Below are 14,660 nucleotides of genomic sequence, written 5' to 3'. Positions count from 1 at the left end.
ATTAGAAACATATGGATCGAGGAGGAAAGTATACGTGAAGAAAATCAAAGTTTGTGTTGTAGATGACAACAGGGAGCTTGTTGGGCTTTTAGATGAATATATCTCTTCCCAGGATGACATGGAGGTAGTAGGCGTAGCCCACAATGGACAGGAGTGCCTGAATATTCTGGAACAAGAAGATCCTGATGTTCTCGTTTTAGATATAATTATGCCTCATTTAGATGGGCTTGCTGTGCTTGAAAAGCTGCGTGGCATAAACAAACCCCATCTTCCGAATGTTATTATGCTAACAGCCTTTGGACAGGAGGATGTGACGAAGAAAGCAGTCGATTTAGGCGCATCCTATTTTATTCTAAAACCGTTTGATATGGAAAATCTTGCAAACCACATCCGTCAAGTAAGTGGAAAATCAAATCCAGTTATTAGAAAATCTACTTCCACCTTCCGGACTCAAGTAGAATCCAAACCAAAAAATCTCGACGCAAGCATTACGAGTATCATTCACGAAATCGGTGTGCCTGCACATATAAAGGGGTATATGTATCTTCGTGAGGCTATTTCGATGGTATACAACGATATCGAACTCCTTGGGTCCATTACAAAAGTGCTATACCCGGATATTGCTAAAAAATTCAATACGACAGCAAGCCGCGTAGAACGAGCAATCCGGCATGCGATCGAAGTCGCATGGAGCCGTGGCAATATCGATTCCATTTCATCTTTGTTTGGATATACCGTCAGCATGTCGAAAGCCAAACCGACGAATTCCGAATTTATCGCGATGGTTGCTGATAAACTTCGCTTGGAACATAAGGCTTCTTAGAAAGTTGATAAAAACATTTTAAGTTAATTTTAAGCAAACGATTTAAGTCTTATATAGAATGATTGATAACTTAAAACTTCAATGACCGATGAAGGTGAATTCGTTGGTCTTTTATTTTTGTTTAAATTTCCTATATTTACTTCAGGCAAAGAACGAAAATATTCTCAATTCCTCCTTTTTTGTCCTTGATTAAGATTTTATTACCGAGCGATGTAATAAAATCCTAATGTTCGTAAAGGATAATGAGGACATATATCTACTATGGAGGGAATACATTGACAGAAAAGCGTACAGATCTGACTTCATCTGAGATAGCTTGTATTTGGACTAGTTACATGAACAATAGTATGGCTAGTTGTTTTTTAGGATATTTTCTGAGAATTGTCGAAGATGAAGAAATTCAAGGCATTATTCAGTTTGCATATGACATCTCTGCTTCACATTTAGGAAAATTAACCTTGTTATTTGAGAAGGAACAATTGCCATTACCCACGGGATTCTCAAGTGAAGATGTTAATTTAGACGCGCCACGGTTATATACCGATATGTTTATGCTTACATACATTAACCATATGGCAAAGGTCGGATTACTAGCATACAGTGGATTTATTGCCATGAGTGCGAGAAAGGATATAAGAACATTATTCAAGGAAAGTCTTCAAATAAGTCCGATTTATACGATAGAAGTACAGATATCTCCCTTTCAAAAGGTTTATTTATAAGGTCTCCGTATATTCCTTATCCAACAGAAACAGATTTTGTAGACAGTAAAAAATACTTGAGTGGATTTTCTTTATTTAGCAAACAGCGGCCATTAAATGCAGTTGAAATATCACACCTATATATGAATATTCAAACGAATATTATGGGTGAAAAGCTTGCACTTAGTTTTTCTCAAACATCGCCGAGAGAAAATATTCAAAAATGGATGTTTAGAGGAAGTGAAATATCGTCGAAACACGTTCGAATATTTGGAGAAACACTTCTCAATAATAAAATACACCCACCTGTTCCGCCAGATATTGCGATTACTGATTCAACTACTCCAACTTTTTCAGATAAAATAGCTATGTTTCAACTATCTTTATTAAGTGCTGCAGGGATGGGGAACTATGCAACAGCAGCAGCTGCAAGTCAAAGGACGGACCTTGTTTTGAATTATGAAAGATTATCGCTGGAAATCGCACAATTTGCTAAAGATGGAGCTTATATAATGATTAATAATGCTTGGCTTGAGCAGCCGCCAGGAACGAAAAATAAAGAGCAACTTACAAAAGACAAGAATCAATAAATGTGAAAAGGAAGTGAGATCGTACTTTAGCGGTCTGTTTTTAATATTAGGACATATAATTTTTATTAAAAAAGACCTCCCAAAAACAGTGGAGGTCTTTCCAATTTGTTCAGAATCATTATTTCTTTGTCGATTGTTGATCTTTTTCAAGATCCATCATTTTCTGAATTAGAATATGCTGAGGCATATGCATAATTTGTTCAAGTGGAAGCTTTAACTTTTCTGCAAGCATGATCGCTGTTTCTGGCGAGATTTGTAAAGGTTTCATCTTTCAGTCCTCCAATTCAATATAAGGGAGCGGTTTTATGACATTAATTTTTGCGCATAGGGGATATTCTGCCATATATCCCGAAAATACGATGAAAGCATTTAAAGAAGCCGAAATGTCAGGCGCCGATGGGATAGAGCTTGATGTTCAGCTGACAAAGGATGGCGAGGTCGTTGTCATTCATGATGAGAAAGTAGACCGGACAACGAACGGAAAGGGCTTTGTTAAAGATTTTACCTTTAATGAGATCAGAAAGCTAGATGCCGGTTTTCAAAAAAAAACGATGATGAAAAAAGAGCCGATTCCTTCTTTAATTGAAATTATGGAGTGGATGAAAACGAATCAATTGATCTGCAATATTGAATTAAAAAATGGCGTTTTTCCTTACGCTGGGATGGAGGAAAAAGTGATCAGCCTTGTACGTTCCTATGACATGACAAGCAGGGTTATTCTATCTTCATTTAACCACAATAGCATCGTCAATTGTTATCGAATGGCCCCAGAGATTGAAACAGCTCCTTTATTTTCTGAAAACCTTTATATGCCATGGGTGTATGCCCGATCGATCGGAGCAAAAGGGATGCATCCCAAATATAAAGTCGCTTCTAATAAGTTCATCCAGTTATCTTTGGATTATGGTATTTCGGTAAGGCCGTATACAGTAAATAAGGAACAAGATATGCACCGATTATTTGCAGCAGGATGCAGCGCGATTATTACAGACGATCCAGTAAAAGCATTGAGAGTCAGGAAGCAATATGAATAAGGAGAAAAAAAGTCATGGAGCGACCTCCATGACTTTTTATTTTTGACTTTGTTAAACTTTCCTGTTGATCTCCGCTCTAATCAACAGCAAAATAGCAATATTTCAACAATGAGCTTTAACATAGCCTATTTTTTAAAGCGGGCCTGTACTTTATTTCTTTTTCGATCACGATAAAGAACAAAGCCTGCTACAAACCCGAGCCCAATAATAAACAATAGAAGACCAGCAACAAACTGCAGCCATAAATAAGAAAAGGGTGTTTGTAAAATACCAAAAACCATATCTCTCATTAATTTAATTCCGTAGGCAGCAAGAAAACCCGGTATTAATAGAATAATTAACGCAAAAATTCTAATCATGGCGATCCTTTCATTTCCGTAATCATGTCTCAAATGGCGTACCATGCACCCATTTCCTTAAAGGGATATATCGATTGCTCTGTATCCATTCCTTTATTAAAAATATTAAATCAATACAGAAATTTGTCAAGCGCTGCAATTTATGTTTAAAATATGGTTATATGAAATATCTTGCAAAAATAAGATCTTTTTCATGAAATAACCTTCAACTTTATTCAGCAGAAGTCTCCCATTTTTATAAGTGGCGAGATGAATGCAAATAGGTATCCAATTCAGTGGGGGTTCAAACCCTAGCTGAATAAAGTTAAGCCTCCGGCGGATGCCTCAGATTTTTTAAAGGAATTTATCGAGCAAGCTCGATAAAAATCTAGGCGTAAATACGCCAAGCGAATTTGATTATAGAGAGGAGGTAAATAAATGCAGACAGTAATGATCGTTGGAGCTGGTAAGGGCGGTACAGCGATCTTAAAGATAATGAAAGAAACAGCCATGCTAGAAGTTATAGCTGTTGTTGATCGTAACCCGGAAGCCCCTGGCCTATTAATGGCAAAAGAGGAAGGCATTCTAACAGGTACAGACTGGCGACAGCTTATTAAACAAGATATCGATATTATTGTGGAAGTCACTGGTGACAAAGATGTTTTTTTTGAACTTCGTGACGCGATGGGAAAAAACGCGGTATTAATTCCTGGAAGCGTAGCCTTTTTAATCGCTGGGCTAATTGAGGAAAAAGAGGATTTGATTACTGGGATTCAAAATGAAACCTATAAACATGACCTTATTTTTAATTCGACCGGTGATGGGATGATTGTTATTAATAAAGACTCCAAAGTCATTCTATTTAATCGGAGTGCCGAAAAAATGACGGGAACTAGGCGAGAACAAGCAATTGGCCGGCATATTTACGAAGTTATTTCCGGCAGTCAATTGCCGAGAGTATTGGAGACAAGAAGGGTTGAAGCAAACCAAGAGCTACTATTAAATAATGGTTTGAAAATAATAACAACTAGAATTCCGATGGTAGGCGAGGATAACGAGCTTATTGGTGCAATTTCTGTTTTTAAAGATAGTACGGAAGTGATGAAACTTGCCGAAGAGATAACAAATTTAAAAGAAATCCAAACAATGCTTCAAGCAATTATCCAATCAAGTGATGAAGCCATTTCCGTAGTTGATGAGAATGGGAGAGGGTTATTAATTAATCCTGCTTACTCGCGGATTACTGAGCTATCCGAGGAACAGATTATCGGGAAACCTGCGACCGCCGATATTTCTGAAGGTGAGAGTGTACATATGAAGGTTCTGCAAACGCGAAGAGCTGTTAGAGGAGTTCCTATGCGGGTAGGACCGAAGAAAAAAGAAGTTGTTGTCAACGTTGCTCCTGTAATAGTCGATGGAATATTAAAGGGGAGTGTCGGCGTTATTCATGATGTTTCTGAGATCCAAAACTTAAACAGAGAGTTGAATAGGGCACGGCAAATCATTCGAACGCTTGAAGCTAAATATTCATTTGAAGATATTATAGGTGATTCTGAGGAAATGAAAATTGCCATCGAGCAAGCACGGCTTGGAGCAAAAACGCCCGCAACCGTCCTGCTTAGGGGAGAATCTGGAACAGGGAAAGAGCTATTTGCCCATGCCATACATAATGCCAGCGATAGAAAATACAACAAATTCATCCGTGTGAACTGTGCTGCTTTATCCGAATCCTTATTGGAAAGTGAACTTTTTGGCTACGAGGAGGGCGCTTTTTCAGGAGCAAAGCGGGGCGGGAAAAGAGGGCTATTCGAAGAAGCGAACAATGGAAGTATTTTCTTGGATGAAATCGGCGAATTGACCGCGGGTACACAGGCGAAACTACTCAGAGTTCTGCAAGAAAAAGAAATCACCCGAGTAGGTGGGACAAAGCCCATTCAGATCAATGTAAGGGTGATTGCAGCAACAAATGTTAACTTGGAAAAAGGAATTGCGGCAGGCACATTTAGGGAAGACTTGTATTATAGATTAAATCGTATGCCAATTCACATCCCTTCGCTTAGAAAAAGAAAAGAAGATATTCCTTTGCTTTGCGGCAGGCTGATCCAAAAAATCAATCTTGAATATGGACGTAATGTAGAGGGTGTAACAGAAGCAGCAATTGACAAGCTAATGGACTATGATTGGCCAGGTAATGTAAGGGAACTTGATAATATCCTTGGCAGGGCGATCATTTTCATGAACTATAATGATATCGATATTGATGAACATCATGTCCCTGAATTAAGCAAAAAAGAAACGATAGGCCAAGATGAAACCAAACTTTCTGTTGCCATCCCCCCAAAAACATTGGCTCAATTAGTCGACAAATATGAAGAGAAAATGATTTTGCAAACCCTGCAACAAATGGGAGGGAATAAAACACTGACTGCAAAATCACTCGGTTTATCTGTCAGAAACCTATATTACAAACTTGAAAAACACGGAATTGCGAATTATGGCATGCAATAATTTTCATCCTGTGCAGATTTTTTCATACTTAGTATGAAAAATAAAGCGTTTTCAATATAATTTAACTTGGCACGCTTCTTGCATATATTGAAAGAGAGTGCAGCAATATTTTTATTAATAATGAAAATAGCGTTTTTGAAGTTAGACAACTGTCAGCTTTGACGTACAGGATGTACTAGTGTCGACGTTGCCATAGGAAAAGGAAAGCTTCGGTAGCGTAATCATCGCACGAAGAAAAAGTGTTTTTCTTTTTCGAGGACGTGGCATTCATAGTCGACCACGCTTTTCTTGTAAAGGGGTTGAGATTATGGAGTTGGATTCGCTTATTAAGAGAGCAACCCAATTTGAAGAAAAAACTGTAGCGGTTGCAGCTGCAGAAGATCATGAGGTGATTGAAGCCGTTGCTGAAGCACTCAAACGCAACTTGGCTAAATTCTTGTTGTTTGGAGATAAGGAACAAATTCTTCAAATAATAGAAGAACACCATGGTGATCTCGCGACAAACAAAAATCTTAAAATCATTCACGCGCCTTCAAAAGCTGCATCAGCAGAACATGCTGTTAAAGCTGTTAAATTAAATGAAGCGAATGTTTTAATGAAGGGAAATGTTCCGACCGCAACCATATTGAAAGCTGTATTAAATAAAGAATATGGATTACGTGCTGGAAATGTACTATCCCATGTTGCTGTCTTCGAAGTGCCGGGCTTTAACCGGTTTACTATTATTACAGATGCAGCCATGAATATTGCGCCAGATTTAGAGCAGAAGGCGCAAATTGCGAAAAATGCTGTCGGAATTGCAAAAAGCATCGGGATTGATATGCCGTTGATCGCTCCGATTGCTGCCGTTGAAGTGGTAAACCCTGCGATGCAGGCAACCCTAGATGCCGCCGCTTTATCTATGATGAATAAGCGCGGACAATTGACAGATTGTATCGTTGACGGACCTCTTGCTTTAGATAATGCAGTATCTTCCATTGCTGCAGAACATAAGGGAATAAAGAGCGAAGTCGCAGGACGTGCAGATATTTTATTAGTTCCTACAATTGAAGTAGGGAATGTCCTTTATAAATCATTAATTTATTTTGCAAATGCGAAAGTCGGTGCAGTCATTGCCGGCGCAAAAGCACCAATTGTGTTAACATCTAGAGCCGATTCGGCTGAAAGTAAGCTTTATTCATTGGCATTGGCCATTTGCTCTGCATCTATTGTTTAACAAAGCCAAATAGAATAAAACACACAAACTCGAGGAGGAATTATAAAATGGAAATTTTCAAATATCTAGAAAAGTATGATTACGAGCAGGTAGTATTTTGTCAGGATAAACAATCAGGTTTAAAAGCAATTATTGCTATTCACGATACGACATTAGGACCTGCATTAGGCGGTACTCGTATGTGGACATATGCTTCTGAAGAAGAAGCAATTGAGGATGCATTACGCCTTGCAAAAGGGATGACTTACAAAAATGCTGCAGCTGGTCTAAATCTAGGTGGAGGGAAAACCGTTATTATCGGTGATCCTCGCAAAGATAAAAACGAAGAGATGTTCCGCGCGTTCGGTCGTTATATCCAAGGTTTAAACGGACGTTACATCACAGCTGAAGACGTAGGTACTACAGTTGCTGACATGGATCTAATCCACGAAGAAACTGACTATGTTACAGGGATTTCTCCTGCATTCGGTTCTTCAGGAAACCCATCTCCGGTAACAGCTTACGGTTGTTATGTAGGGATGAAAGCAGCTGCGAAAGAAGCATTTGGCACTGATTCATTAGAAGGTAAAGTAGTAGCAGTCCAAGGTGTTGGTAACGTAGCATACAACTTATGTAAACATTTACATGAAGAAGGTGCCAAATTAATCGTTACTGATATTAACAAAGAAGCAGTTCAACGTGCGGTTAACGACTTTGGTGCAAAAGCAGTTGAGCCAAATGAAATTTACGGAGTTGATTGTGATATTTATGCACCATGTGCACTAGGCGCAACAATTAACGATGAAACAATTCCTCTATTCAAAGCGAAAGTAATTGCTGGTTCTGCTAATAATCAATTAAAAGAAGAACGTCATGGTGATATTATTCATGAAATGGGCATCGTTTATGCTCCAGACTATGTAATCAATGCTGGTGGAGTTATCAACGTTGCTGACGAGCTTTATGGATATAATGCAGAGCGTGCAATGAAAAAAGTTGAAGGACTTTACAATAATATTGAAAAAGTAATTGAAATCTCAAAACGTGATGGGATTCCAACATATAAAGCAGCAGATCGTTTAGCCGAAGAGCGTATTGAAAGAATGAAAAATTCCCGCAGCCAGTTTTTACAAAACGGCCATCACATTTTAAGCCGTCGTAAATAAGGAAAGAGGAAAGTTCTTAACTCACTTAGAAAAAATAAAGCGGTAAAATCGCAGCCTATCGGATACTGCAACCGAGAAATCCTTGCATTCCGATGGGCAGAACCGCTTTTTAATGGAGGTTTGACAGTGCAAGAACAAAACCATCGGATTCTCGTCATCAACCCAGGTTCTACTTCAACGAAAATTGGAGTTTTCGATAATGAAATATCTATTTTTGAAAAAACATTACGCCATGATGCAGATGTCATTAATTCATTTGAAAACATTATAGAGCAGTATGAATTTCGTAAAAATGTCATCCTTGAAACATTGGATAAGGAAGGCATTAATATTTCTAAATTGAGTGCTGTTTGCGGACGTGGCGGATTGTTAAGACCGATTGAAGGCGGAACATATGCTGTGAACGATACTATGCTTAAAGATCTACGTGAAGGCTTTGCAGGGCAGCATGCGTCTAATCTTGGCGGTATTTTAGCATATGAAATAGCAACCGCATTAAATATTCCATCTTTTATCGTTGACCCAGTCGTAGTTGACGAGTTAGACCCAATTGCACGTGTTTCTGGCTTTTCCTTGATTGAAAGAAAAAGCATCTTCCATGCCTTAAATCAAAAAGCTGTAGCGCGAAGAGTTGCAAAGGAATTAGGGAAAAAGTATGAAGAGCTAAACTTAATTATTACCCATATGGGCGGTGGAATCACTGTCGGTGCTCATCATAAAGGCAGAGTTGTAGACGTTAATAATGGTTTGCATGGGGACGGCCCTTTTAGTCCTGAACGCGCAGGTACTGTTCCAGTAGGTGATCTAGTTTCTTTATGTTATTCCGGCAGCTATTATCGTGAAGAAATTATGAAGAAGCTTGTCGGTCAGGGCGGGCTTGTCGGTTATTTAGGAACGAATGATGCTGTAAAAGTTGAGAAAATGATTGAGAACGGCGATAAAGAAGCAGAACTTGTCTATTCGGCAATGGCATATCAAGTAGCTAAAGAAATTGGTTCCGCAAGTGCGGTTCTTGCAGGTAAAGTTGATGCCATCGTTATAACTGGCGGACTTGCATACGGGAAAGAATTCGTCAAAGAAATCAGTGACCGCATTAATTGGATTGCTGATGTCATTGTTCAACCTGGCGAAAATGAATTACAAGCTTTAGCAGAAGGTGCGCTTCGGGTATTATGCGGAGAAGAAACCGAAAAGGAATATCCTGGAACTGCAACGAAACAAACAGCAGTTCATTGATTAGGAGGAAATAAAAGTGGCAGAAGAATACGATTTAGTCATCCTTGGTGGCGGCACTGGCGGATATGTTGCAGCTATCCGTGCTTCACAACTGGGCTTGAAAACAGCTTTAGTGGAAAAAGGTAAGCTTGGCGGGACATGCTTACATAACGGTTGTATACCAAGTAAAGCACTGCTCAGAAGTGCCGAAGTTTATGCTACGACAAAACGCAGTGAAGATTTTGGGATTATGACAAGTGACGTAACGGTCAACTTTGGAAAAGTTCAAGACAGAAAAAATAAAATTATTGACCAGCTTCATAAAGGTGTTCAGCATTTAATGAAGCAAGGTAAAATTGATGTATTTGAAGGGCTTGGCCGCATTTTAGGTCCATCGATTTTCTCCCCAATGCCTGGGACGATTTCAGTGGAAATGAACAATGGCGAAGAAAATGCAATGCTTATTCCGAAAAACGTTATTGTTGCAACAGGATCACGTCCACGAACATTACCCGGCCTAGAAATTGGCGATCAAGTGATGACTTCGGATGAGGCATTAGCAATGGAAGAAGTTCCGAATTCGATTATCATTGTTGGCGGAGGAGTCATTGGAATCGAGTGGGCTTCTATGCTTTCTGACTTCGGTGCAGAAGTAACTGTGATTGAATATGCTGACCGAATTATTCCTACAGAAGATAAAGAAGTATCTAAGGAAATGCAGCGCCTAATGAAGAAAAAAGGCGTGAAAATCGTTACGAGTGCGAAGGTACTTCCGGAAACGCTTCAAAAAGGAGAAGGGGTTACCATTTCTGCAGAAGTAAAAGGTGAGCAGAAAGAATTTAAAGCTGAAAAGCTTCTTGTTTCTGTAGGCCGCCAAGCAAATACTGAAGGAATTGGCCTTGAGAATACGGATATTCAAGTAGAAAAAGGCTTTATTCAAACAAATGAATTTTTCCAAACGAAGGAGTCTCATATCTACGCAATTGGTGATGTGATTGGCGGACTTCAGCTTGCACACGTAGCTTCACATGAAGGTATTGTCGCTGTTGAACATATTGCAGGGGAAAATCCGGCAGCAATCGATTATAGCCTTGTTTCAAAATGTATTTACAGTGCACCTGAAGTTGCAAGTGTAGGGTATACGGAGGATGAAGCAAAAGAAAAAGGGTTTAAAGTGAAAACAGGTAAGTTTTCTTTCCGTGCGATTGGAAAAGCCCTTGTTTTCGGTGAATCTGATGGCTTTGTGAAAATAATTGCAGATGAGGACACGAATGATATTCTCGGCGTTCATATGATTGGTCCGCATGTAACAGATATGATTTCCGAAGCTGGCCTTGCTCGCGTTCTAGATGCAACACCTTGGGAAATCGCAAATACGATTCATCCACACCCTACATTATCGGAAGCAATTGGCGAAGCAGCATTAGCTGTTGATGGTAAAGCGATTCACGGATAAAGTGAAACTGAACTAGGATAAAAAACTTTTGAGAGCTTGTCAGCTCTCCTTACATATTTTTTTTAGGAGGTTACAAAATGGTTAAAAATCGTCATAAAGATTTAGGTTTAAGCGATGAAAAAGTATTGGAAATGTACGAAACCATGCTTTTAGCGCGCCGCGTTGACGAACGCATGTGGCTTTTAAACCGTGCTGGTAAAATTCCGTTTGTTATTTCATGTCAAGGTCAAGAGGCTGCACAGGTTGGTGCTGCATTCGCTTTAGATCGCGAGAAAGATTATATTCTTCCATACTATCGTGATATGGGAGTTGTTATGACATTTGGGATGACTGCAAAAGAGTTAATGCTTTCTGCATTTGCAAAAGCCGATGATCCAAACTCTGGTGGACGCCAAATGCCTGGTCACTTCGGTCAAAAGAAAAATCGGATTGTAACGGGTTCATCTCCTGTTACCACACAAGTTCCACATGCCGTTGGTGTCGCACTTGCAGGCAGAATGGAAGGAAAAGACTTAGTTACATTCGTTACGTTTGGTGAAGGATCTTCCAACCAAGGTGATTTCCACGAAGGTGCCAACTTTGCAGGGGTTCATAAACTTCCTGTTATCTTTATGTGTGAAAATAACAAGTATGCGATCTCTGTTCCAATCGAAAAACAATTAGCGTGTGAAAATGTTTCAGATCGCGCAATTGGCTATGGTATGCCTGGATTTACTGTGGACGGAACTGATCCACTAGAAGTTTATAAAGTCGTTAAAGAAGCGGCAGACAGAGGACGTCGTGGAGAGGGTCCAACACTAGTTGAAACGATTTGTTACCGATTAACGCCACACTCTTCAGATGATGATGACCGCGCTTACCGTGCGCCAGGTGAAGTAGAAGAAATGAAGGCGAAAGATCCGATTCTTACTTTTACTGCTTATCTAAAAGAAACGGGTGTTTTGGATGATGCAAAAGAGAAAGAAATTAACGATCGAATTATGAGCATTGTGAATGAAGCAACGGATTACGCAGAAAATGCACCGTATGCTGAACCGGAACATGCACTGAAATATGTATATGCTGAATAGTAAGGGGGAACAAACATGGCTGTAATTTCTTATATTGATGCGGTAACAATGGCGATCCGCGAAGAAATGGAAAGAGATCCAAAAGTTTTTATTCTAGGTGAGGACGTAGGATTAAAAGGTGGGGTATTTAAAGCAACCCAAGGATTATATGATCAATTTGGCGAAGATCGTGTCATCGATGCGCCACTTGCTGAATCAGCAATTGCAGGGGTTGGGATCGGAGCTGCAATGTATGGAATGCGCCCGATCGCTGAAATGCAGTTTGCCGATTTCATTATGCCGGCAGTAAACCAAATTATTTCTGAAGCAGCAAGAATTCGTTACCGTACGAACAATGATTGGAGTTGTCCGATCGTAGTCCGTGCTCCTTATGGCGGGGGCGTGCATGGTGCATTATACCATTCCCAGTCTGTTGAAGCTATTTTTGCAAATCAGCCTGGTCTAAAAATTGTAATGCCTTCTACTCCATATGATGTAAAAGGTTTATTAAAAGCTGCCATCCGTGATGAAGATCCTGTCCTTTTCTTTGAGCATAAACGTGCTTATCGTTTAATCAAAGGCGAAGTTCCTGATGATGATTATGTATTGCCAATCGGTAAAGCAGATGTGAAGCGAGAAGGTGAGGATATTACCGTTATCACTTACGGATTATGTGTCCATTTCGCTCTCCAGGCAGCAGAAAAATTAGCCAAGGATGGTATCTCTGCTCACATTCTCGATTTAAGAACAGTTTACCCTCTTGATAAAGAAGCAATTATTGAAGCTGCTTCCAAAACAGGTAAAGTTCTACTGTTAACAGAGGACAACAAAGAAGGAAGCATTATGGGCGAAGTTTCAGCTATTATTGCTGAAAATTGCCTATTTGAACTGGACGCACCAATTATGCGCCTTGCAGGCCCAGATGTACCGGCCATGCCATATGCTCCAACAATGGAAAAATATTTCATGGTAAACCCAGATAAAGTAGAAAAAGCAATGCGAGAGCTTGCTGAATATTAATAGTCGTTGAAGGAGGTAAACCCATTGGCAATTGAACAAATTAAAATGCCTCAATTAGGTGAAAGTGTAACGGAAGGTACGATCAGTAAATGGCTCGTTTCCGTTGGCGATAAAGTTAATAAATATGATCCACTTGCAGAAGTAATGACAGATAAAGTAAATGCAGAGGTGCCATCTTCATTTACTGGAGTTATTAAAGAGTTAATCGCTGAGGAAGGCGAAACTTACGAAGTAGGAGCAGTCATCCTTACGATTGAAACTGAAGGCGGAAGTGCAATGGAGCCGGCAACAGCACCAGCTTCTCAATCAGAAGCTCCAACAGCACCAACAACTAGCAATGCACCGGTCCAAACTTCAGCGGCTACTTCAGCACCTGTAGGAGAAGGCGGTAGCAAAGTTCGCTACTCTCCTGCAGTGTTAAAGCTTTCACAAGAGCATGGCATTGACCTAAGTCAAGTGTCAGGAACAGGTGCAGGCGGCCGTATAACACGTAAAGACTTAACAAAGATCATTGAGTCTGGAAACATTCCAAAAGCAGGTGCGAATGTGGAGGCAGCTAAAGCGACTCCTGTACAAGCAGCTCCTGTTGCAAAAGCGACAGCTCCAGCACCAACAAAACCGGCAGCTCCAGCTCCAAATGTACCTGTATTACCTGGTGACATTGAAATTCCTGTATCTGGCGTTCGTAAAGCAATTGCTACGAACATGCTGCGCAGTAAGCATGAAGCTCCGCATGCTTGGACAATGATGGAAATGGATGTAACCAATCTTGTTGATTACCGTAATTCGATTAAAGGCGAATTCAAGAAAACAGAAGGCTTCAACATTACGTTCTTTGCTTTCTTTGTAAAAGCTGTTGCACAGGCGCTTAAGGAGTTCCCGCAAATAAACTCTATGTGGGCTGGCGACAAAATTATTCAAAAGAAAGACATTAATATCTCAATTGCTGTTGCGACAGAAGATGCCTTGTTTGTTCCAGTTATTAAACATGCTGATGAAAAAACGATCAAAGGTATTGCGCGTGAAATCAATGAGCTTGCAGCGAAAGTTCGCAGTGGGAAATTGACATCAGCAGAAATGCAAGGTGGAACTTTCACTGTAAATAACACGGGTTCATTCGGGTCCATTCAATCAATGGGAATTATTAATTACCCGCAAGCAGCCATTTTACAGGTTGAATCAATTGTAAAACGTCCTGTTGTCATGAACAACGGAATGATCGCTGTCCGCGATATGGTCAACCTATGTATGTCCCTTGACCATCGCGTATTGGACGGTCTCGTTTGCGGACGATTCTTACAGCGTATTAAAGAAATTCTTGAAAACACATCGAAAGAAACGACATCTGTTTATTAATATCGATTCACTAAAACCGCTGCAAATTCTTTGCAGCGGTTTTTTAATAAATCCTTCAACTTCAGCTTTGTTTTTCTCACAAATTAAGCATAATCAATCCTTCATACTAATTGCTAGATTTTAATATGTATATTAAAATAGTTATGAAATGATAATTTTGAATTTTGGTACAATTGCGGTATCCTTTGATCATGAACAGAAATGGAACT

The 14,660-nt window shown here is 39.7% G+C and carries 12 protein-coding genes and 1 pseudogene; 11 read left to right on the top strand and 2 right to left on the bottom strand.

The genetic code is table 11. The features are described 5' to 3' along the window. The first annotated feature begins 34 nt into the window (after positions 1 to 34). Entirely contained in the window at positions 35 to 823 is a 789-nt protein-coding gene (spo0A, locus tag BGM26_RS10030; RefSeq protein ID WP_217039683.1) for a sporulation transcription factor Spo0A, read from the top strand. A gap of 275 nt (positions 824 to 1,098) precedes the next feature. Then, positions 1,099 to 2,114, top strand: a pseudogene (locus BGM26_RS10025) (DUF3231 family protein). Between the two features lie 118 nt (positions 2,115 to 2,232). Here BGM26_RS10025 and BGM26_RS10020 read toward each other — a convergent pair. Further along, complete coding sequence (locus BGM26_RS10020) at positions 2,233 to 2,382, bottom strand: YycC family protein (protein ID WP_217039682.1); 150 nt, start codon at positions 2,380 to 2,382, stop codon at positions 2,233 to 2,235. Between the two features lie 37 nt (positions 2,383 to 2,419). Between BGM26_RS10020 and BGM26_RS10015 the strand changes: the two genes are divergently transcribed. Beyond that, the gene (locus tag BGM26_RS10015; RefSeq protein WP_217039681.1) at positions 2,420 to 3,148 is read left to right on the top strand and encodes a glycerophosphodiester phosphodiesterase; all 729 of its coding nucleotides are present in this window, start codon (positions 2,420 to 2,422) and stop codon (positions 3,146 to 3,148) included. Between the two features lie 125 nt (positions 3,149 to 3,273). Here BGM26_RS10015 and BGM26_RS10010 read toward each other — a convergent pair whose 3' ends face one another. After that, a complete protein-coding gene (locus tag BGM26_RS10010; protein WP_217040733.1) occupies positions 3,274 to 3,507 on the bottom strand; it encodes a DUF2627 domain-containing protein in 234 nt (77 codons plus the stop codon). Positions 3,508 to 3,924: 417 nt separating this feature from the next. On the opposite strand from BGM26_RS10010, the gene BGM26_RS10005 reads away from it, so the two are divergent. From BGM26_RS10005 to BGM26_RS09970, 8 genes are all read left to right on the top strand, one after another. Continuing rightward, the gene (locus BGM26_RS10005; RefSeq protein ID WP_217039680.1) at positions 3,925 to 5,994 is read left to right on the top strand and encodes a sigma-54 interaction domain-containing protein; all 2,070 of its coding nucleotides are present in this window, start codon (positions 3,925 to 3,927) and stop codon (positions 5,992 to 5,994) included. Positions 5,995 to 6,301: 307 nt separating this feature from the next. Then, a complete protein-coding gene (yqiS, locus tag BGM26_RS10000; RefSeq protein WP_217039679.1) occupies positions 6,302 to 7,210 on the top strand; it encodes a phosphate butyryltransferase in 909 nt (302 codons plus the stop codon). 47 nt (positions 7,211 to 7,257) lie between these two features. Next, complete coding sequence (gene bcd, locus BGM26_RS09995) at positions 7,258 to 8,355, top strand: branched-chain amino acid dehydrogenase (protein ID WP_217039678.1); 1,098 nt, start codon at positions 7,258 to 7,260, stop codon at positions 8,353 to 8,355. Positions 8,356 to 8,481: 126 nt separating this feature from the next. Further along, positions 8,482 to 9,591 (top strand): butyrate kinase, encoded by a 1,110-nt coding sequence (gene buk / locus BGM26_RS09990; protein WP_217039677.1) that lies wholly within the window; start codon positions 8,482 to 8,484, stop codon positions 9,589 to 9,591. 16 nt (positions 9,592 to 9,607) lie between these two features. Then, positions 9,608 to 11,026, top strand: coding sequence for a dihydrolipoyl dehydrogenase (gene lpdA / locus BGM26_RS09985; protein WP_217039676.1), 1,419 nt, complete (start codon positions 9,608 to 9,610; stop codon positions 11,024 to 11,026). A gap of 77 nt (positions 11,027 to 11,103) precedes the next feature. Then, positions 11,104 to 12,096 carry a thiamine pyrophosphate-dependent dehydrogenase E1 component subunit alpha gene (locus BGM26_RS09980; RefSeq protein ID WP_217039675.1) on the top strand — a complete coding sequence of 331 codons (993 nt, stop codon included), beginning with the start codon at positions 11,104 to 11,106 and terminating at the stop codon, positions 12,094 to 12,096. Between the two features lie 15 nt (positions 12,097 to 12,111). After that, positions 12,112 to 13,095 carry an alpha-ketoacid dehydrogenase subunit beta gene (locus BGM26_RS09975; protein ID WP_217039674.1) on the top strand — a complete coding sequence of 328 codons (984 nt, stop codon included), beginning with the start codon at positions 12,112 to 12,114 and terminating at the stop codon, positions 13,093 to 13,095. A 24-nt stretch (positions 13,096 to 13,119) separates the two neighbouring features. Beyond that, a complete protein-coding gene (locus tag BGM26_RS09970) occupies positions 13,120 to 14,451 on the top strand; it encodes a dihydrolipoamide acetyltransferase family protein (protein WP_217039673.1) in 1,332 nt (443 codons plus the stop codon). Positions 14,452 to 14,660: the final 209 nt, after the last annotated feature.

Origin of the sequence: Bacillus sp. FJAT-29790 (assembly GCF_019039215.1) — a bacterium.
In the GTDB taxonomy this organism is placed as follows: domain Bacteria; phylum Bacillota; class Bacilli; order Bacillales; family Cytobacillaceae; genus Cytobacillus.
Note: the sequence above shows the minus strand (reverse complement) of the source record. Positions and strands in the feature narration are given on the sequence as shown.

Bases quoted from the DNA above. Each gene is read 5' to 3' on its own strand.
- BGM26_RS10020 (WP_217039682.1), bottom strand. From the start codon at position 2,382: ATGAAACCTTTACAAATCTCGCCAGAAACAGCGATCATGCTTGCAGAA.
- BGM26_RS10015 (WP_217039681.1), top strand. From the start codon at position 2,420: ATGACATTAATTTTTGCGCATAGGGGATATTCTGCCATATATCCCGAA.
- BGM26_RS10010 (WP_217040733.1), bottom strand. From the start codon at position 3,507: ATGATTAGAATTTTTGCGTTAATTATTCTATTAATACCGGGTTTTCTT.
- BGM26_RS10005 (WP_217039680.1), top strand. From the start codon at position 3,925: ATGCAGACAGTAATGATCGTTGGAGCTGGTAAGGGCGGTACAGCGATC.
- yqiS (WP_217039679.1), top strand. From the start codon at position 6,302: ATGGAGTTGGATTCGCTTATTAAGAGAGCAACCCAATTTGAAGAAAAA.
- bcd (WP_217039678.1), top strand. From the start codon at position 7,258: ATGGAAATTTTCAAATATCTAGAAAAGTATGATTACGAGCAGGTAGTA.
- BGM26_RS09980 (WP_217039675.1), top strand. From the start codon at position 11,104: ATGGTTAAAAATCGTCATAAAGATTTAGGTTTAAGCGATGAAAAAGTA.
- BGM26_RS09975 (WP_217039674.1), top strand. From the start codon at position 12,112: ATGGCTGTAATTTCTTATATTGATGCGGTAACAATGGCGATCCGCGAA.